The organism is Bradyrhizobium sp. SZCCT0231 (assembly GCF_018130245.1).
GTDB lineage: Bacteria > Pseudomonadota > Alphaproteobacteria > Rhizobiales > Xanthobacteraceae > Bradyrhizobium > Bradyrhizobium japonicum_F.
This window is the reverse complement of sequence record NZ_JAFCKP010000001.1, coordinates 200,469-218,851: the sequence shown is the minus strand read 5'-3', so window position 1 is coordinate 218,851 and position 18,383 is coordinate 200,469. Positions and strand designations below refer to the sequence as shown.

14 protein-coding genes and 1 pseudogene are annotated in these 18,383 nt (G+C 63.4%); 4 read left to right on the top strand and 11 right to left on the bottom strand.

The annotated features are described in order from the left end of the window. Positions 1 to 19: 19 nt before the first annotated feature. From JQ566_RS01040 to JQ566_RS01025, 5 genes and pseudogenes are all read right to left on the bottom strand, one after another. Positions 20 to 1,168 carry a GGDEF domain-containing protein gene (locus JQ566_RS01040; protein ID WP_212368321.1) on the bottom strand — a complete coding sequence of 383 codons (1,149 nt, stop codon included), beginning with the start codon at positions 1,166 to 1,168 and terminating at the stop codon, positions 20 to 22. A 127-nt stretch (positions 1,169 to 1,295) separates the two neighbouring features. Continuing rightward, the gene (locus JQ566_RS34940; protein WP_249139231.1) at positions 1,296 to 2,576 is read right to left on the bottom strand and encodes a TRAP transporter large permease; all 1,281 of its coding nucleotides are present in this window, start codon (positions 2,574 to 2,576) and stop codon (positions 1,296 to 1,298) included. A 216-nt stretch (positions 2,577 to 2,792) separates the two neighbouring features. After that, positions 2,793 to 3,272: pseudogene (locus JQ566_RS34935) on the bottom strand (TRAP transporter small permease); the annotation flags it as partial. 149 nt (positions 3,273 to 3,421) lie between these two features. After that, complete coding sequence (locus tag JQ566_RS01030; protein WP_212368315.1) at positions 3,422 to 4,423, bottom strand: DctP family TRAP transporter solute-binding subunit; 1,002 nt, start codon at positions 4,421 to 4,423, stop codon at positions 3,422 to 3,424. A gap of 197 nt (positions 4,424 to 4,620) precedes the next feature. Further along, positions 4,621 to 5,391, bottom strand: coding sequence for a methyltransferase domain-containing protein (locus tag JQ566_RS01025; RefSeq protein WP_212368312.1), 771 nt, complete (start codon positions 5,389 to 5,391; stop codon positions 4,621 to 4,623). Positions 5,392 to 5,537: 146 nt separating this feature from the next. Here JQ566_RS01025 and JQ566_RS01020 point away from each other — a divergent pair, with 146 nt between their 5' ends. After that, positions 5,538 to 6,281, top strand: coding sequence for an SDR family NAD(P)-dependent oxidoreductase (locus JQ566_RS01020; RefSeq protein WP_212371431.1), 744 nt, complete (start codon positions 5,538 to 5,540; stop codon positions 6,279 to 6,281). Positions 6,282 to 6,416: 135 nt separating this feature from the next. Continuing rightward, a complete protein-coding gene (locus JQ566_RS01015) occupies positions 6,417 to 8,144 on the top strand; it encodes a SulP family inorganic anion transporter (protein ID WP_212371429.1) in 1,728 nt (575 codons plus the stop codon). 284 nt (positions 8,145 to 8,428) lie between these two features. Here JQ566_RS01015 and JQ566_RS01010 read toward each other — a convergent pair whose 3' ends face one another. The 6 genes from JQ566_RS01010 to cax all read right to left on the bottom strand — a co-directional run bounded on the left by JQ566_RS01010 (position 8,429) and on the right by cax (position 16,564). Then, positions 8,429 to 9,046 (bottom strand): hypothetical protein, encoded by a 618-nt coding sequence (locus JQ566_RS01010; protein ID WP_249139153.1) that lies wholly within the window; start codon positions 9,044 to 9,046, stop codon positions 8,429 to 8,431. 25 nt (positions 9,047 to 9,071) lie between these two features. Further along, a complete protein-coding gene (locus tag JQ566_RS01005; protein ID WP_249139152.1) occupies positions 9,072 to 9,701 on the bottom strand; it encodes a hypothetical protein in 630 nt (209 codons plus the stop codon). Next, positions 9,698 to 10,732, bottom strand: coding sequence for a TAXI family TRAP transporter solute-binding subunit (locus tag JQ566_RS01000; protein ID WP_434057809.1), 1,035 nt, complete (start codon positions 10,730 to 10,732; stop codon positions 9,698 to 9,700). The genes JQ566_RS01005 and JQ566_RS01000 overlap by 4 nt, the downstream gene beginning before the upstream one ends. 72 nt (positions 10,733 to 10,804) lie before the next feature. After that, positions 10,805 to 12,439, bottom strand: coding sequence for a coiled-coil domain-containing protein (locus JQ566_RS00995; RefSeq protein ID WP_212368305.1), 1,635 nt, complete (start codon positions 12,437 to 12,439; stop codon positions 10,805 to 10,807). A 407-nt stretch (positions 12,440 to 12,846) separates the two neighbouring features. After that, positions 12,847 to 14,415, bottom strand: a complete 1,569-nt coding sequence (locus JQ566_RS00990) for a calcium-binding protein (RefSeq protein ID WP_212368302.1) — start codon at positions 14,413 to 14,415, stop codon at positions 12,847 to 12,849. A gap of 1,048 nt (positions 14,416 to 15,463) precedes the next feature. Then, positions 15,464 to 16,564 carry a calcium/proton exchanger gene (gene cax, locus JQ566_RS00985; RefSeq protein ID WP_212368299.1) on the bottom strand — a complete coding sequence of 367 codons (1,101 nt, stop codon included), beginning with the start codon at positions 16,562 to 16,564 and terminating at the stop codon, positions 15,464 to 15,466. Between the two features lie 164 nt (positions 16,565 to 16,728). Here cax and JQ566_RS00980 point away from each other — a divergent pair, with 164 nt between their 5' ends. Continuing rightward, complete coding sequence (locus JQ566_RS00980) at positions 16,729 to 16,941, top strand: hypothetical protein (RefSeq protein ID WP_212368282.1); 213 nt, start codon at positions 16,729 to 16,731, stop codon at positions 16,939 to 16,941. Positions 16,942 to 16,993: 52 nt separating this feature from the next. Beyond that, complete coding sequence (locus JQ566_RS00975) at positions 16,994 to 18,382, top strand: MFS transporter (protein ID WP_212368265.1); 1,389 nt, start codon at positions 16,994 to 16,996, stop codon at positions 18,380 to 18,382. Position 18,383: the final 1 nt, after the last annotated feature.

The window sequence follows — 18,383 nt, the reverse complement described above, 5'->3', positions numbered from 1 at the left end:
GCTATTCGTGACGACTCGTCTACGCGGCCAGTCCTGAAGCCGCCGGCACGATATTGTCCGCCATCCGCAGGTCCCGCGCCAGCACATAACCGCCGCGTTCCTGCTTCGCCCGGTACATCGCCTTGTCCGAGCGCGATAGCAGCGCCTCCGCGGTGCGGCCGTCGTCGGGCGCGATGGCGACGCCGACGCTGACGCCGAGCTCGATCGCCTGTCCCTCGACATCATAGGGCGCGCCGATCGACTGCACGATGCGCTGCGCCATCGCCTCCGCATCATCAGCCGCGCGCTGCACCAGGACGAACTCGTCGCCGCCCATGCGGACCACGAGATCGTTGGCCGCAGCAAGCGCTTTGAGGCGCCCGGCGACCAGCTTGAGCAGCGCATCGCCGACGGGATGGCCGAACCGGTCGTTGGCTTCCTTGAAGCGGTCGAGATCGAGCGTATGGACGGCAACCATCCCGGCCGCGAGCATGGCGGGCAAGTCCGTCGCCAGCACCGAGCGATTGGACACGCCGGTCATGGAATCCGAGCGCGCGAGCTGCTCGAACTGCCGCTTCAGCGTAATCTGGTTGATCGAGGCGTTGAAGCTGAGCCGCACCATCTCGAAGCTCGCTGCGACATACATGAGGATGAGGAGCCCGAGCCCGACATGGCGCAGATCGGGCTGCATGAAGGTGACGATCGCGGCGGGGGCGGCGATCGCGACGAGATCGAGCAGCGCCGCGACGGGACGCAGCGCCAGCCGCGCCACCACGCCGGCGCCAAAGCCGAATCCGATGCCGATCGCCATCACCGAGCAGAGCGCATCGCCCAGCACGATGCTGCGCGCAGCAAACACGCCAAGCACTGCTGCCGTCGCGACGGTTCCGGCAATGTAACTCCGCTCCCAGCGCGCCGCTTCGGCCCGGCCGAGCTGCGGTGGGCGCGCGAGGCGACGACGGAAGGCAAAGATTTCGAACAGGCGGACAACGGCCACCACGACACCGGCGACCGTCAGGGCTGCCGTGACCATGTCGCCGGTCTCGTAGGTCGTGATGGTGCCGACCATCGCCTGGCAGGCCGCCGCGAGAACGGTCGGCATCGTCGTGCCGTGAAGGCCCGTGATGACTTCCATATGGACGGCGTCGGAAATCGACGCCCGTCCGGATTCCATTCTGTTGAACAACATGCCAGCCCCATCCCGCTGGCATGTTCCTACCCTATATCCGTAAAATGCGTTCCCCGCGCGAATGCAGCATTTGAACGCGCGGGTTTACCGCGCGTTAACCATGCCCTTTGGCGTCTCCGTCCGCCCCCTACATCCCCAGCAGCCGCGGCAGCCACAACGACAGGCCGGGCCAATAGGTCACCACCACCAGGAATCCCAGCATGGTCAGCAGCCACGGCCACACCGCAACCGTGAGCTCGGTGATGCCCATCTTGGCGATGCCCGAGGCGACGTAGAGGTTGAGGCCGACGGGCGGATGGCACAACCCGACCTCCATGTTGACCGTCATCAGGATGCCGAAATGAATCGGATCGATGCCGAGCTTGATCGCGACCGGAAACAGGATGGGCGCCATGATCAGGATGATCGAGGACGGCTCCATCACGTTGCCCGCCAGCAGCAGCAGGACGTTGACGAGCAGCAGGAAGCCGATCCACCCCAGGCCCTGGTCGATCATCCATTGCGCCAGCGCCTGCGGCACGTTCTCGTAGGTCATCAGGAACGAGAACAGCACCGCGTTGGTGATGATGTAGAGCAGCATCGCGGAGAGATTTGCCGACGACAGCAGCACGCGCGGCACGTCGCGCAGCTTCAAATCCTTGTAGATGAACACCGCGACGATGAAGGCGTAGACCGCGCTGACGGCGGCGGCTTCGGTCGGCGTGAACAGGCCGCTGTAGATGCCGCCGATCACGATCACGATCAAGAGGATGCCCCAGATCGACTTGCGGAATGCATCGAGACGCTCGACGAAGGTGGCTTTGCGCATCCGCGGATAGTCGTTGCGCCAGGCGCGATAGAACGTCGTGGCGCCGAGCAGCGAGGCCAGCACGAATCCCGGCACGATGCCGGCGATGAACAGCTTGCCGACCGAGCTGTTGGTCGAGACGGCATAGAGAACCATCGGGATCGACGGCGGAATGAGAATGCCGAGCGAGCCCGACGTCGTGATCACGCCCGCGCCGAACCGCTTCGGAAAGCCTTGCGCGACCATCGCGGGCAGGATCACCGAGCCGATCGCCACCACGGTTGCCGGCGAGGAGCCGGAGATCGCGGCGAACAGCGCACAGGCGACCACGCCGGACAGCGCGAGGCCGCCGTACCAATGGCCGACCAGCGAGGTTGCGAAGGTGATCATCCGCCGCGCGACGCCGCCATGGGTCAGGAAGTTGCCGGCGAGGATGAAGAACGGGATCGCCATGATCTCGAAATTCTCGATGCCGGTGAACAGCTTCAGCGCCACCGATTCCGTTCGCACGTCGGTCAGCGTGAACATGAAGCTGAGCACGGTCAGACCCAGCGCGATCGAGATCGGCATGCCCGTGAGCATCAGCGAGAGCAGAAGCGCGAACACGATGAAGACACGCAGGCCGTGCGGCAGGGTGATGACATGGGCCGCATGAGCGAAGCACAGGGCGACGATCAGGACCGGCAGCAGCATCAAAATCCAGCCGAGCGGGCTGCGCTCGTCGCGAACGACCTGGCTGGGCGTGACCGGGGCCGGATGCACCGGATCCGCCTCGACACCCTCGACGCCTGCCACGTCGTGATGCGGCAGCTCGCCGGTGCGGTAGAACGACCAGGCGACCTGCAGGAAGCGGAAGCACATCAAGCCGGAGCCGAGCGGGATGGTGAGATACACCATCCACATCGGTGCTTCCAAATCGTTGGACTGCTGGCCGGTCTGCCACATCTGGCTGACGAACGCGGCGCCGAAATAGGCGACGATGGCGGTGAACAGCGCGCCACAGAGCAGGCCGAAGGTGATCACGCGCCGGCGCGACCCGCCGGGGAGGATATTGACCAGCACGTCGACGCCGACATGGATGCCGGTCCGCACGCCGTAGGCGGCGCCGAACTTCGCCATCCAGATGAACATGTAGATGCAGAGCTCCTGCGCCCAGGAAAGGTCGAGCGCAGCAAGCCAGGCGAACGTCGCGCGCGCGGGGACGGCGAGGAAGGCCAGGTTGCGGGCTTCCGCCCATTTGGCGATGTCGATCGACAGCCCGGCGCCATAGCGGTGCAGCACCGCGACGAAGATGAGCGACGTCGCAGCCGCGATCATCGTCGCGATCAGCCACTCCTCGAGATGATCGAGAAAACGATTCAGCACACGCAGCAACTTGGTCCCCCCCGGATTGGATCGTTCAAGCGCAACGGCCGGGGAGCGCGATCCCCCCGACCGTTGGTAGTGTTCTTATTGGGCCGCAGCCGTCAGTTCATCTTGACGTCGAGTTCCTTGGCGACGAGATCGAGCACCTCCTGCCCGACCCGCCCCTTGGCCCATTTATAAGTCGGCTGCATCGCCTCCTGCCAGCCCTTGCGGTCGGCGTCGGTCAGATAATGCAGATTGGTCTTGCCGATCTTCTTGATCTCGGCGAGCGCCTCCTCGTTCTCCTGGCGCGCGATCGAGTTGGTGTAGTCGGTCGCCTCCGCCATCGCCTTGTCGAGCCGGGTACGGATATCGGGCGGCAGGCCGGACCAGAATTTCGAGTTGACGATCACGGCGTATTGCAGATGCGCGTGATAGGATACGGTGATGTCCTTCTGCACCTCGTAGAACTTCTGCGTCAGGTAGTTCGACGCCGTGTTCTCGCAGCCGTCGACCACGCCGGTCTGCAAGGCCTGGTAAACTTCCGAGAACGCCATGATCTGGGGGATCGAACCCATGATGCGGAGATATTGGTCGGCGACCTTCGATCCGGAGATGCGGAATTTAAGACCCTGGAAATCGGTCGGCTTCAGCAGGGGACGGTTGGCGGAGAGCATGTGAAAGCCGTTGTCCCAATAGGCAAGCCCGGTGATGCCCTTGGCCTCGAGCTTCTGGAACAGCCACTTGCCGACCGTGCCCTTCATCGCGCTGGCATAGGTCGCTTCGTCCTTGAACAGCCAGGGCAGGTCCAGCGCCTCGAACTCCTTGACGCCGAGCGGCGCGAATTTCGCGGTCGAGGGCGCGAGCATCTGCACCGAGCCGAGCTGCAGTGCCTCGATCTCCTCCTTGTCCTTGTAGAGCGTGGAGTTGGGGTAGACCTCGACCTTGACCTTGCCGTCGGTGTATCTTTCAGCGAGCTCCTTGAACTTCAGCGCGCCCTTGCCCTTCGGGGTGTCGTTGGCGACGACGTGGCTGAACTTGATGACAATAGGACTCTGGGCCTGGGCGATGGCGGGAGCCAAGAGAACAGCCGCGGCAGCGACCGCGGCAAGCAGCTTGCGCATGAAGGCACCTCCCAATAACCGCTGATGCGGGTTCTTTTTGTTCTTCAGGTCAGTAGTGGCAGCAATCCGCCACCCGAACAACCAGACCTAAGCTCAATTTGCCGCAGCCAAGCTAACTTGACGACCGCCGTATGCGCAACCCGGCGTCCGCGCGAGTCCAACGGAACGAGCGCTTATGCCGCATTGCGGCGGTGCAATCAGCCTTTGCGCTGGGCGACCATGAAGAGGCGCCGGAACGGGAACAGCGTCTGCCCCGCCGCATTCTTCGGATAGGCCTTTGCGACGCGCATCCCATAGGCGGCTTCGAACGCGGCCTTCTCATCGCCTTGCAGGACATCGAGATAGCGCGTCAGCCAGGTCCCCTTGGTCCATTCCTTCACGGGGTTCTCGCCTTCGAGCACCTGCAGATATTCGGTCTCCCAGATGTCGATGTTGGCCGACATCGGCGCAAGCAGATCGTGATAGAAGGCCGGCCCCTCGACAGGCGGCGGGATGACGAGATGCTCGACCTTGGACCGCCACGGACCATCAAGCGCGGTCTCGCCGATCAGCACATGCGAAGGCGCGAGGAAATTGCGCGGCATCTGCACCGCGAGCATGCCCCCACGCGCCACCTTCTCCATCAGCGACGGAAACAGTGCCGCATGATTGGGCAGCCAGTGCAGTGCGGCATTGGAATAGATCAAGTCGTACTGCCCGGCGGGACTCCAATGGCCGAGATCCTCATGCGACCATTCCACGTCCGGCGCCGCCTTGCGCCCGGCGGCAACCATCTCGGCCGAGCCCTCGATGCCGGTCACGCGTGCATCCGGCCAGCGCTCCCTGATCAATCTTGTGACGTTGCCGGCGCCGGCGCCGAGATCGGCGATTGCGCGCGGAGCAAAATCCGGAATCCGCATCAGCAGATCGACGGCGGGCCGGAGCCGATGGCCGGAGAACTTCAGATATTGCTGCGGGTCCCAGACCATGCTTCGACGCCTTTTCTTTTTCGTGTTTCCTTCGCCAAGGCTCTTGGTTACCACTGCTCGTCCCGGTCGGGCAATTCGCAAGCCCCGGGACGGGGCAGGAAACGAACAGCAAGAAAGCAAAGCGACAACCAAGAGAGCGTGTGACCATGGACCTCGGGCTCAAATCGAAAACCGCTGTCGTCACCGGTGCGAGCATCGGCATCGGCCGCGCCATCGCCAAGGGCCTGGCGGCCGAAGGCGTGCGTGTCGTCGGCGTTGCGCGCCGCACCGACCTGCTAGCCGAACTGATGAAGGAAGTCGGCGGCGGCTTGATCACGCCGTTGGAGCAGGACGTGATGGCCAAGGACGCCGCCGAGAACATCGCGGGCTTTGCCCTGAAGGAGCTCGGCTATGTCGATATCCTCGTCAACAATGCCGGCGGCAGCCGGCCCCTGCCCGTCGATGCGCCCGACAGCAAATGGGACGAGGCGATCGCGCTCAACTTCACCAGCTACCGCCGCATCGCCCATGCACTGCTGCCGCAGATGATCGAGCGCAAATGGGGCCGCATCGTCAACATCACCGGCAAGTCCGAGCCGGAGGGCCTCAACGCCGCCTTCGCCGCCAAGGCCGCCGTGCACGCCTGGGCCAAGGGCCTGTCGCGCGAGATCGGCGCGCACGGCATCACCATCAACTGCATCCCGCCCGGCCGCATCATGAGCGAACAGATCCGCCGCAACTATCCGGCGGATTATCGCGAGCGCTTTGCCGAGGAGGAAATCCCGGTCGGCTATTGGGGCGAGCCGGAGGATCTGGCGGCACTGGCAGTGTTTCTGGCTTCACCGGTGGCGCGGTACATCACGGGCACGGTGATCCCGGTGGATGGGGGCTTGCGGAGGTATCAGTTCTAGGGGGCGCAGGCTCTTGATGCACGTCCGAAGCATTGCTGCGTCGCCGAAGAGTGCAAGCATCGACAACGTTGATTTGCGTCAAGGGGCCGTCGAGCGGTTGCGAAATCCTCGCGCGTTAACGGCGGAGTGAGCGCGGTGAGCGGTTGGACGCGTTGGGTACCCGGGATCGATACGCTTCGCCATTACGAAGCTGATTGGCTTCGGCATGACGTTTTCGCAGGTCTCGTGCTGGCGACCATGCTGGTGCCGGTCGGAATTGCTTATGCCGTGGCGTCGGGTCTGCCAGGCATCCACGGCCTCTACGCGACCATCGTCCCTCTTCTGGCCTACGCGATGTTCGGTCCGAGCCGCATCATCGTGCTCGGTCCCGACTCGGCGCTGGCAGCAGTCATCCTCGGTGTTATTGCCCCGATGTCCGGCGGTGATCCCGCCCGCGCCGCAATGCTTGCCGCGATGATGGCGCTCGTTTCAGGAGCTGTGCTCATTGTGGCCGGCATCGCGCGGTTGGGGTTCGTGACCGAGCTTCTCTCCAAGCCGATACGGTACGGCTATATGAACGGGATCGCGCTGACCGTCTTGATCAGCCAACTGCCAAAGCTGCTCGGCTTCTCGATCGAGAGCAAAGGACCGCTGAGAGACCTGTGGGCGATCGCCGGTGGAATCGCCGACGGCAAGCTAAATTGGGTCGCATTCGCAGTCGGACTTGGCACGTTGATCGTCATCCTGCTGCTCAAGGACAGCAAACGGCTGCCGGGAATCCTGATCGCCGTCGTCGGAGCGACCCTTGTCGTCGCACTATTTGATCTCGGAACCGGTCATGGCGTGAAGGCCTTGGGGCCACTTCCTCAAGGTCTGCCGGCCTTCTCCATTCCCTGGATCGGCTATAGCGATCTGATCTCGGTCCTGGCCGGCGGCTGCGCCATCGCTCTGGTCTCGTTCGCCGATACCAGCGTGCTGTCGCGAAGCTATGCTGCTCGTTTGGGCGACAAGGTCGATCCGAACCAGGAGATGGTGGGTCTCGGGGCGGCCAACCTGGCAACCGGCTTTTTTCAGGGCTTTCCGATCAGCAGCAGCTCCTCGCGTACGCCCGTTGCCGAGACCGCCGGCGCGCGCACCCAGCTGACGAGCGTCGTCGGCGCGCTCGCGATCGCTTTCCTTCTGCTGCTTGCACCAAATCTGTTGCAGCACCTGCCCAATGCCGCATTGGCAGCGGTGGTGATCGCATCCGCGATCGGCCTGATCGAGATCAGCGATCTCAAACGAATCTACCGCATCCAGCGCTGGGAATTCTGGTTGACGGTGCTGTGCTTCGTCGGCGTCACCGTGCTCGGCGCGATTCCGGGAATCGGCCTTGCCATCGCGGTGGCCATTGCGGAGTTCCTGTGGGACGGCTGGCGTCCGCACTCCGCCATTCTGGGGCGCGCATACGGCGTCAAGGGCTACCACGACATCACGAGATATCCGGATGCCCGCCGGATCCCCGGACTGGTGCTGTTCCGCTGGGATGCGCCGCTGTTCTTCGCCAATGCCGAGTTCTTCAGGGAGCGAATTCTGGCCGCGGTCGAGACATCGCCGACACCTGTGCGCTGGCTGGTCGTCGCCGCTGAACCGGTCACGAGCGTCGACGTGACCGCCTGCGACACCGTTGCCGAACTGGACCGGGCGCTCCACGCCAGGGGCATCGAACTTTGCTTTGCCGAGCTCAAGGATCCCGTGAAGGACAAGCTGAAGCGTTTTGGTTTGTATGCGCAGGTCGGCGAAGCCCAGTTCTTTCCTACCATCGGCTCGGCCGTTTCGAGCTATCTGGACATCAACAACGTCGAATGGGAAGACTGGGAGGATCAGGTCAAGGTTGGTTCGTAGCCCGTAGGATTGTAGAGCGAAGCGAAACCGATCAAGGTCTCGCTCGGTGACAATACATGATGGGTTTCGCAAGTGCTCTACCCATCCTACGCGCTGGCAGTGCTTCTGGCCTCACCAGTGGCGCGGTACATCGCGGGCACGGTGATCCCGGTGGAAGGGGGACTGCGGCGGTGTCAGTTTTAGGGCGGAGCGCCTCTCGCCCACCGTCCGGCAAGCGGCCGGTTCGGTCGGAGACGACATGTTCTGCCAGCTGCGCACCCGGCGGCCACATTTGCCGGCGGACCTCACGGTTTGACGTAGGTCCAGCCCTGCTCCTGCAGCTCCATGACGCGCACGACACCGGATTTGACGACGGTCGCCTGCGGAACGAGGCTGATGTCCCTGTTCTCCGCCTTACGCATGTTTTCCCGGGTATTGCCGCAGGCCTTGAAAGAGATCTCGGGATGGCTCATCGCGAGCACTTCGATGCGCGGCTTTACCGGCGAAGTGTCATCGCGCAGCATGTGAAGGCCGGGGCCAAAGGTGACGACCTCGATCGACACTGCCTCACCGAGGTCGTGGTAGTATTCGGCGACGTTGGTCGCGTTGTTGAGGAGCAGGTTCATCATCGCAGGGTCGTTGGAATTGATCTGTAATATCAGCTGATGCGGTTTTTTGGCGATTTCGGGTTTTGTCGCCTGAGCCAGCGCCGCCCTGGTCGCAGGAGTTTGCTTGCCCGCGCGAGTCTGTCCCGGCTTGCTCGCCTGCGTCTGTTTACCCGGTTGCTTCTGATTGCTCGCCTGGCTCTTCTCGCTCGCCTGGGCGATTGGCTGGTTGTCCAGCTCCGCCTGCGCGCGTGATCCGACCAGGAGCAGCATCGCCAGGCCGCCGACGACTGCCATCGCCAACTTCAGATTGATCATCTTGCGTCTCCCCGTTCCATGACTATCACCTTCCCGGTCTGGCGACGGTCTGTGGCCATTTGCACGCAGCCGCCATTCTTTCACGCACGTTCTTGAATCCGCTGAGGAGGAAATGTCCCTCTTGCGCCGCGCCCGTGCGGGTGGAAAGACGCACGACGATGCGACCGTCGTCGGGTAACGACTTGAGCAATTGCACGACGTCGCCCCCGAAGGCGACGCCGGAGCCGAACGACGGCGAGGCTGCCGCAAGTTGAATTGGCGGATCGGAATTGAGCCGATAGGAGACGGTGTATTCGCCAGCGCTGCGTGAGAGCGCCCGTCCTGCGACCATGACCTCGGTGCGGCCCTTGCGGCAGTGGATCGCGAGCTGCATCGCGGCCCCATCCGAGCCGCTGACGGAAGATGCGGTGGCGGTGACGATCGGCGAATAGTCGACTGGCGAGGTGGTCTCGCTGACCAGCCAGTTATCGTCCGGCACCCGCCGGGCAGGCGGCGGCGACTTGCGCGATGAATCCTGAAGACATTCCAGCCGGGCCGATCCGTCCATCGCCGAGCAAGCCCGAAGTGCTTCCAGGGAATCGCTCGTGCTTTGCGCGTAGGCAATTCCGCAGGCAAGGTTGACGGCGACGGCGAGCGGAGCAACGGCAGTCTTCATGGCTTCGCCTGGGCGCTGCGCGCCTGGCGATCCAGCCATTCCTGCGCGGCTTGGAAACGGGTGAGCCCCGGGATGGTTGCGGCGAGATTGATCGACCGCCATTTCGGATCAAAGCCTGGCGCCTGCAGGCGGTCAATCCGCGAGAACAGGTAGTCGACGAGGCGCGCCACGCGTTGATAGCGATTCGAGCCTGGCCGCCAGTTGAACGCAACGAGCGCTGTCGGCACCGCGATGGTGGAGACCCGATCGCCCTGCTTGATCAGGTTGGGATACTCGATCGCGTCCAACGTCGCGGGCAGATAATAGTCCTCGAATCTCCTGTCGTAGTGGACGGGGAGAAACTTGAATCCCGCCTCCCAACGACCGCGTACGAAGGCGTCGACGGGCTTCGACGTGATGAACACGACGGCCGACATCTCACCCTTGCGCATCTGTTCCAGGGCAAGCTGATGCGGAATGAACGTCTTGTCGACGTCGATGCCGAGGCGGCTGAAGATCAGCGGTCCGGAATAGGCGGCTGCGGTACCCTGTGTATTGAAGTTCACTTTCTTGCCGGCAAGATCCTGCAGGCTCGTGATCTCCGGCCGCACGAAAATGTGCAACTCGGACGGGAACAGATTGAGCAAGTAGGTGATGCGGTTTTGGATCTGCGGAACCTGAATCTTGTACTCGTCGAGCGCATCGGAATTGATGATCGCGGTATCGACACCACGCAGATAGAGCAGCGCATTCAGATTGTCGGTGGCGCCCCGGGTGACGATCGGCAGGAGATGCAGCTCTGCTCCGTCGTCGACGACACGGGCCATTTCTGCCGCGAGGCGGATCGGCGCGCCCTCGAGCAGGCCGCCGGCGAGCCCGACGGTCCAGGCGTTCATCCGGTCCTTTTCGCTCTCATGAGAGAGCGGCCGTCGGACTATTTGTGCATCCGCCTTGGCGGTTCTTGCGGTTTGTGCTTCCAGGCAAGCCGGTTGAAGCAGCACGGCAATCGGCACCAGCGCGGCGAGCAGGAGCGACGAGAGCGACCTTGGCATCTTGTTCATGTCGTTCCTTTCCGGATGACCCACCGCAACCACTCGTCCCAGCAACAATGCAAAAGCCCACTCTCAGTGATGCAATGCATCCAGTCGTTCCTTGGCTCCGCGAATACCGCTCCTCTGTGCCTTCGCGTAGAGCTCTCGCGCCTTGGCCGCCTCGCCGCGCGTTCCATAGGCACCCCAGGCGGACAGAACCGCCGGATCATATGTCTCCGCGAGCATGAAGGTCGCCTGCGCAATGTTCTTTTCAGCAGCGAGCTCGAGTACAATCCGCGCTGCACCAATATTGCCCTGATCGAGCAACGCTCTGGCACGCGGGATCAATCGGGCCTCCACCTCGTCCTGGCCTGGACTCATCGGCGGCTCCGCTGCGATCGCGTTCTGCGCCGCCGACGAGATCGGGCCTTGGCTGCTTTGCTCCACCGGGGCACGCTCACCGGTGAGGCGCGATACCGAGGCGAGGTCTCTCTCCCTGGCTTCAGTCCTGCTCCGCTCCTGTTGCAGCGACTGCCGCAGTTCGGCGATCTCTCGGTTCGCGGCCTGTCTCTGCTGCGAGGCCGCATCGTTCGCCTCGCGCAAATGCCCGTTCAGGATTTCGATGTCCCGGCGCGTTTGCGCAAGTTTGCCCTCCAGCGCGGCAGCGTGATCCTGGGCCTCTTCGAGGGCACGGCGTTGTTGCTCAGCGTTCGCCGTTGCCGACCGCGCGGCGTCCGCCTGTTGCGTGAGGGCTGCGTTCCTATCGCGCTCCTGCTGCAGGGACTGCCGCAATTCCGCGATCTCCCGTCCCGCCGCCTCGCTTTGCTCCGCCGCCGCACCGTCGGCCGTGAGCGATCCGCGAGGCATGCCGGCAAGTTCGCTCGCGAGCGCCGCGGCGCGTGATTGCGCCTCGTAGCGTTCTTGCTCAGCGCTTGCCGCTGCCGCCTGCGCGGCGCTCACCCGCTTCGCCAGGACGGCGCTCTTGTCCCGCTCCTGCTGCAGGGACTGCTGCAGCTCAGCGATCTCCCGCGCCGCCGCATCTCTATGCTGCGCGGCCACCTCGTCCGCGCTACGCGCCTGCGCGATACGGGCCTCGATTTCGCGGCGGGTTCCGGCAAGTTCGTCCGCGAACGCGGCGCTGCGGGCTTGCTCCTGTTGAAGAGACTGCCGCAGCTCCTCCGCGGCAATTTCCGCTGCGTGCGTGCGCTGGACCGCCTCATCAAGCTCCCTGCGCGCGCCGGCCAGCTCACCGGAGAGTGCGTCACTGCGCGGAGCGTCTGCCTCGAGCCCTTGCCCAGCGCGCACCGTGCTTGCCGGCACCGCCAGCATCAGAGGCCCGGTCGTCTCGCGCTGAAAGAGCGCCAGCGATCCGGTCGCGGTTTCCGGGCGCTGATCGAGGCCGACGGCGCTCTCGCCATCGATCCGCGCCCTTTCCATAACCGTTTGGGCCTTGAACGGGTCGAACGCACCGAGCAGGGCCACCCCGACGAAGATGATGGGGACCAGAACGATGGCCGCAGCGAGCCAACTGCCCGATTTTTCGTCCTCCGGATCGACATCCTCGGCTTCTAGATACCAATGGGCCGGTGAAAAGCAGATGGGGGAGCCGTCCTTCCCAACCCATCTACCCGCCTCGGGCGACCAGTGACCGGCCTCAACAGCCCCCGCCGCATCTCCTGTCGAGATGTTTTCTCCATCCCTGGGTGCAGTATCGATTGATCGGCGCATGTATCACGCCTCTCTCGAGAGCAACTCCAATGGAGCGATCGCTCGGCCTGTTCGCATGGTTTCGGTACCCGATAACACGCGTGGATCGAAATAATGTCCCGGCGCGGCGAGGCGCCACATTAAATGAATAAATCAATTAAAATCCATATAATTTTGACCGGATGAAAAGTCAAATTAAATCATCGGCGCGTTCGCCGGTGTGAGGCTGGATCCCACCTGCTTGGAACGCACTCGCTGCGCCGAGCAAGGGCACCCCCTTCTCCACGCCTTCTCCACGGCAGACCTGTATCTGCAGCTCGAACCCGGCTCGAACCACTGACCAAGAGGACCGTGAAATGCGGTCCGCCTGGTGGCGGCGTTAACGCCGCCTTCGCCATGACCGATAGTCAAGCACCGCGACACTCGGCTCAGATCAATAACTGGTTCTGATGTGGCGCGAAGATGAAATCCTCGGGCCTGAGCGCTGCCTCGCTATGCACGACCACGTCGTTGCCCGGACTGAACGTGATCGTACTCTCGTGTGTTGCGGGATCAAATTGTGAGATACTGAGATCGCTGAAGGCCGCGAGACCGAGGGCCGAGACATCGATGTGATCGGATCCCAAGCTCGACAGCGCCTGCCCGAAATCCTCGATCCTGTCGTGGCCGCTGTCGAAGTTGAACACGAACGTATCATTCCCACCTTTGGCGAAGCCGAGCATCACCTGCGCATCGCCCCAGATGTCGTCGTTTCCGGTGCCGCTTACCAGCTTGTCGCTGCCGCCGCTCGCGTAGTCGGACATCGACTGGGCATCGCCGACGAGAGTGGTCTCGTAATTGCCCGCCGGATGCGGATTGGGATCATCGCCGCCGACCAACGTGTCGTTGCCGCCGTGCGCGTGGCCCGACATGGTCGACGCATCCCCATACGCCTGATTGGCGAGCTGGGGAAAAACGTTGCCGCCGATATAGGTATCATCGCCGCCGGCGGCCTGATCGCCCATATTGCCGCCGGCATCGCCGTAGAAGACATTTTGGTCTTGCGTGCCTGAAGCCTGGAAGACGTCATTGCCGCCTTGGGCGCGATCAGACATGTCACCTGCGGCGTCGCCGTAGAACGTGCTTCCCCCTAATCCGGTCTTGTTGAATGTGTCGTCCCCTCCGCGGGCCAGACCGGACATGTCCCCGCCCGCATCGCCGGCAAAGACATTGCGGTCGGCGAGCGTCGCATCGCTCGAATCGTTGAACGTGTCGTTCCCGCCAACGGCGGAAGCGGACATGTTTCCACCAGCGTCGCCAAAGACGAAGTTGAACGGATTGATCCCGCTCACCGCAAAACTATCGTTACCGCCGGCTGCATGGCCGGCCATGTCACCCCCGGCATCACCATAGAGATGATTGTTGTACTCGGATCCGCTCGCGGTGAAGCTGTCATGTCCGCCGCGGGCATACCCGAACAGGCTTCCGCCGGCGTCGCCATAGAACTCAAAACTGCTGTCCGGTCCGGTGTGACCAACGAATGTGTCGTTGCCACCGACCGCGCAATTGATCAGGTTGCCGCCGGCGTCTCCATACACGGCGACTGTTTGGTGCCCGCCGCCGGAAACGCCGAAATGATCATCACCTCCACGAGCTTGACCGGCCAATGTTTCGCCCGCGTCGCCATAGGCATTCACTCTCACGCCGGGCGTGAAAGCCAGGGGCAGTTCGACATTGAGGCTGTCATTGCCGGCAAGGGCCCGGCCCGAGATGCTGCCTCCGGCATCACCGTACATGTTCAGAGTGAAAGTCTCGCCGGGGATGATGGCAGACGCCGGCACCTGGGCGGACAAGGTGTCGTTGCCGCCCCGCGCATGATCAGAAATGTTTCCACCCGCATCGCCGAACAGGCTTCCGGATCCGGAAGTCAGCAATGTGTCGTTGCCGCCGACCGCGCGGTCGCGTAAATCCACGCCGGCATCTCCGAACAGCACGTCCGTCGGATCGGAGCCGACCAATGTTTGGGCTCCACCGTGGCGCCGGCCCGTGAGTGATCCACTCGTGTCGCCAAATAGAATAGCCACGTGCCCCTCCCTCGTGCTTGCGGGTTCGTGCGGGATGTGGCGCCAACGTTTACAACGTCTTGTTTCTTAAATTAAATCACAATTTTTAATCAAATTGACTCATTCGTTTAAATCAGGATGGGCATATATAATAAGGGCACGGAATTGCGGTGGTTTAACCGACGGTCCGAGTTTACCTGCCTCACCGGCGCGGCGCCCCCGGCGCAAGGCCCCGATGACGTCAAATCGGAGTTCGTCCGCACTCCTGTAGCGAGTCCTGCCCCATCGCACGGGATTTCAGTCAAGCACGTTGCCGGCCTACGGTTGGTCGCACGCCAAAGCTCGTACATCGCATGGAGTATAGGCACGGCGCCGCGAATATGCGTATCTGACCGTGTTCTCGTCGCGTCGCGGAGCCGAGGAGTGACCGATGCGCATCGCATTGCCCTATCTAGGAATTGGCGTCTGCTTGTCCGTTGCGACCTGGTTGGCGCTGGGGCTTGTATCCTAGCGGTGATGGTCCCGCCGACGAGCTCGAAGCGGACTTGGACTCTCGCTCGAAATCACCATCCAACAGCGGTTTGATCCCTGCCACACCCCAATACCGCGGCCCACGTCTCCTGCCGTGCGTGCCATCTATTTCACACCTTGTGAATGAACCTGTGTTACCGTCATCTAAACGCATAGGTTTAAGCCCATTTTGTTTTCTCGCCCAACGTCGGCCATTTTTTAACAGTCACAGTTTAGGGGCGCGTCATGAGTACTCGTGGTCAGGTGTGCGACCGTATTGTGGTTCTGCGTCAACGTGTTTCGTCGCTCAGCTCTCAATTGGCAGAGCTCCAGAACCTTCGTACCCGACTGGAGAAGGCCGAAGAAAGACGAATCCGCAGACGTTCAAAAGTCAGTGGTATCTGGGCGATGCGGCGCCGATCTTGGCAGTAGCGGCGAGTCGACAGCCGCAAGCCCGCTAATAGTTCGCAGCGCCCATGGCGGCGAGCGCACTTCATCCCTGGCCCGCCGGCGGCACCACGTACAGCGTCATCGCAAACACCGCATAGATGAACAACATCAGCGCGCCGACGAACCATGCCGAGCGCCCGCTGGCGGTGACGAAGGCCGACGTCACCGTTGCGATCATCACCATGGTGACGGCGCCCGGCCAGAACTGCAGGTCCATCGGCTTCGGCCCCACGACGTAGCTGAGCAGCACCAGCGCCGGTGCAACGAACAGCGCGATCTGCGAGGCGCTGCCGAGCGCGATGCTGACGGCCATATCGAGCCGGTCCTTGCGCGCCGCGGCAAAGGCCACCGCAAATTCGGCGGCGGCGCCGACCAGCGAGACGACGATGAAGCCGACAAAGGCCGGGCTCATCCCGAAGGTTTCCGCCGCCTTCTGCACCGATTCCACGAAGATTTCGCTGACCAGCGCGACCAGCGCCGTGACGACCAGCAGCGTGCCAATGGCTATTCCGATCGGCCAGTGCGCCTCCTTGTCGTCGCCGTGATCGGCGCTCGCGAACAATTCCTTGTGCGTTCGAAGCGAGAACAACAGGCCAAGCCCGTAAGCCAAGATGAGCAGGATCGAAATACCGAGGCTGAGCTTGTTCAGGATGCCTGCGCCTTGCGGCAAGTGCTCGAGATCGGCCACTGCCGACGGCGCAAGAAGGGCGACAGTTGCCATCAGCAACAGGCCGGAGGAGAGCCGCGCACCGGCGCGATTGTACTCCTGCACGTGATAACGCAGGCCGCCGAGCAGCAGGCAGGCCCCCAGCATGAACACCGCGTTGGTGACGATCGCGCCCGCAATCGAGGCCTTCACCAGCATGTACTGGCCCGCCCGCAGTGCCGCGATGGCGATGATCAGCTCCGTCAGATTGCCGAGGGTGGCATTGAGCAGTCCGCCCACGGCATCGCCGGTCTTCGCGGCGACCGCTTCGGTGGCATGGCTGAGCAGCGCCGCCAGCGGCACGATCGCAAGCACCGAGAGCACGAACAGCAGCGTGTGGGAATGCGGGGCCACCGCCTCGACCACCAGCACGATGGGCACGAAGGCCAGCATCCAGAGCAAAGGGGTATTCCGGATTTCCCTGAGCAGAATCTGCATGTCGGCCGCCCTTTCCATCGATGCGCTGATGGAAAGGTCTGGCGGCCCTGCGAGCGGAGTGTTGATCTGCCTCAACGTCGGCTTGGGGAGACAGCGCGCGGCCTGCTCCCGGCCCGATCGCTGCCACGTTGGCATCCTGCCAGTGTTTTGCCCGACGGGTCAACTTGATCGCGGCCGCGCATGTCGTCACGACACGGCTCGAAAATCCCTTGCAAATCAAAGGGGCTCATACTGTGCATGGGGTTGTTTTTCGACTTTTTGTTCTGGCCCCCATGCGCTCGCAGCACGCCCATGTGATCGGCGCGCAGCCGCATCGCCTGACCTTCGCGCATGCACAGCATGCAAGCCTGTGCCTGTGGAAGGCGGCCGGGCCGTAGTACATGCCGAAAATCGCCTATCGCGACGACACCGGAGCAACGCGCGAACGCAATGACAATCACGTTACCTGCCGCCGCGCGCGAGCCCGACCATTCCATCGCCGACGGCCTTCCGGCCACGCAACGGCGCTGGGCGATCGCCGCGATCTTCACCGCGCTGGCGATGGCCTCGCTCGACACCGCGATCGCCAACATCGCCCTGCCCGCCATCGCCGCAGATCTGCATGTCAGCCCGGAGCAGTCGGTCTGGGTGGTCAACGTCTACCAGATCGCACTGGTGGCGACGCTGCTGCCGCTCGGGGCGCTCGGCGAGATCGTCGGGCACCAGCGCATCTATCTCGGCGGCCTCATCCTGTTCACCATCGCCTCGCTGTTCTGCGCGGTGGCATGGTCGCTGGACAGCCTGCTCGTCGCACGCACGCTGCAAGGCCTGGGCGCGAGCGGCATCATGAGCGTCAACACGGCGCTGGTGCGCTTCGTCTATCCGGGCCGGATGCTGGGCCGCGGCTTCGGCCACAACGCGCTGGTGGTCGCAACCGCCTTCACCTTCGGTCCCTCGATCGCCTCCGCCATCCTCGCCATCGGTCCATGGCCCTGGTTGTTCGCCGTCAACATTCCGTTCGGTCTCGTCGCCATCGGCATCGGCTTTGCGATGCTGCCGAAGACGCCTCGCGCCGACCACGGTTTCGATTTTCTCGGCGCGCTCCTCGCCGCCGCCTGCCTCGGCCTGTTCATCACCGGCATCGGCAGCGCCGCGCATAACCTGTCGCCGGTGGTCGTGGGCGTCGAGCTGGTCATCGCCCTCGCGCTCGGCTTCATCCTGACCCGCCGCCACGCCGATCATCCCGCGCCGATGCTGCCGATCGACCTGTTCGCCAGGCCGATGTTCGCGCTGTCGGCGGCAACGGCAGTGTGCTCCTTCGCAGTCCAGGGCCTCGCCTTCGTCTCGCTGCCGTTCTATTTCGAGGACGTGCTGGGACGGTCGCAGGTCGAGACCGGCTTCTTCATGACGCCGTGGCCGCTGGTGGTCGGCATCATGGCGCCGATCGCCGGGCGCCTCTCCGACCGGCACGCGGTCGGCCTGCTCGGGGGCATCGGGCTCGTGCTGCTCGGCCTCGGCATGGCGCTGCTCGCGACGCTTCCGGCCAATCCCGCCATCGCCGACATCATCTGGCGGATGGTGATCTGCGGCATGGGATTCGGCTTCTTCCAGGCGCCGAACATGAAGGCGGTGATGTCGAGCGCGCCGCCCCATCGCAGCGGCAGCGCCTCCGGCATCGTCGCCACCGCACGCCTGACGGGACAGACCACCGGCGCGGCGCTCGCCGCCTTGTGCTTCGCGCTCGCCGGACACGAGGGCGCAACGCTGGCGCTGGCGCTCGGCGCAGGTTTCGCCGCGCTCGGCAGCGTGATGAGCTTTTTGCGGCTCGCAGTGAAGTAAG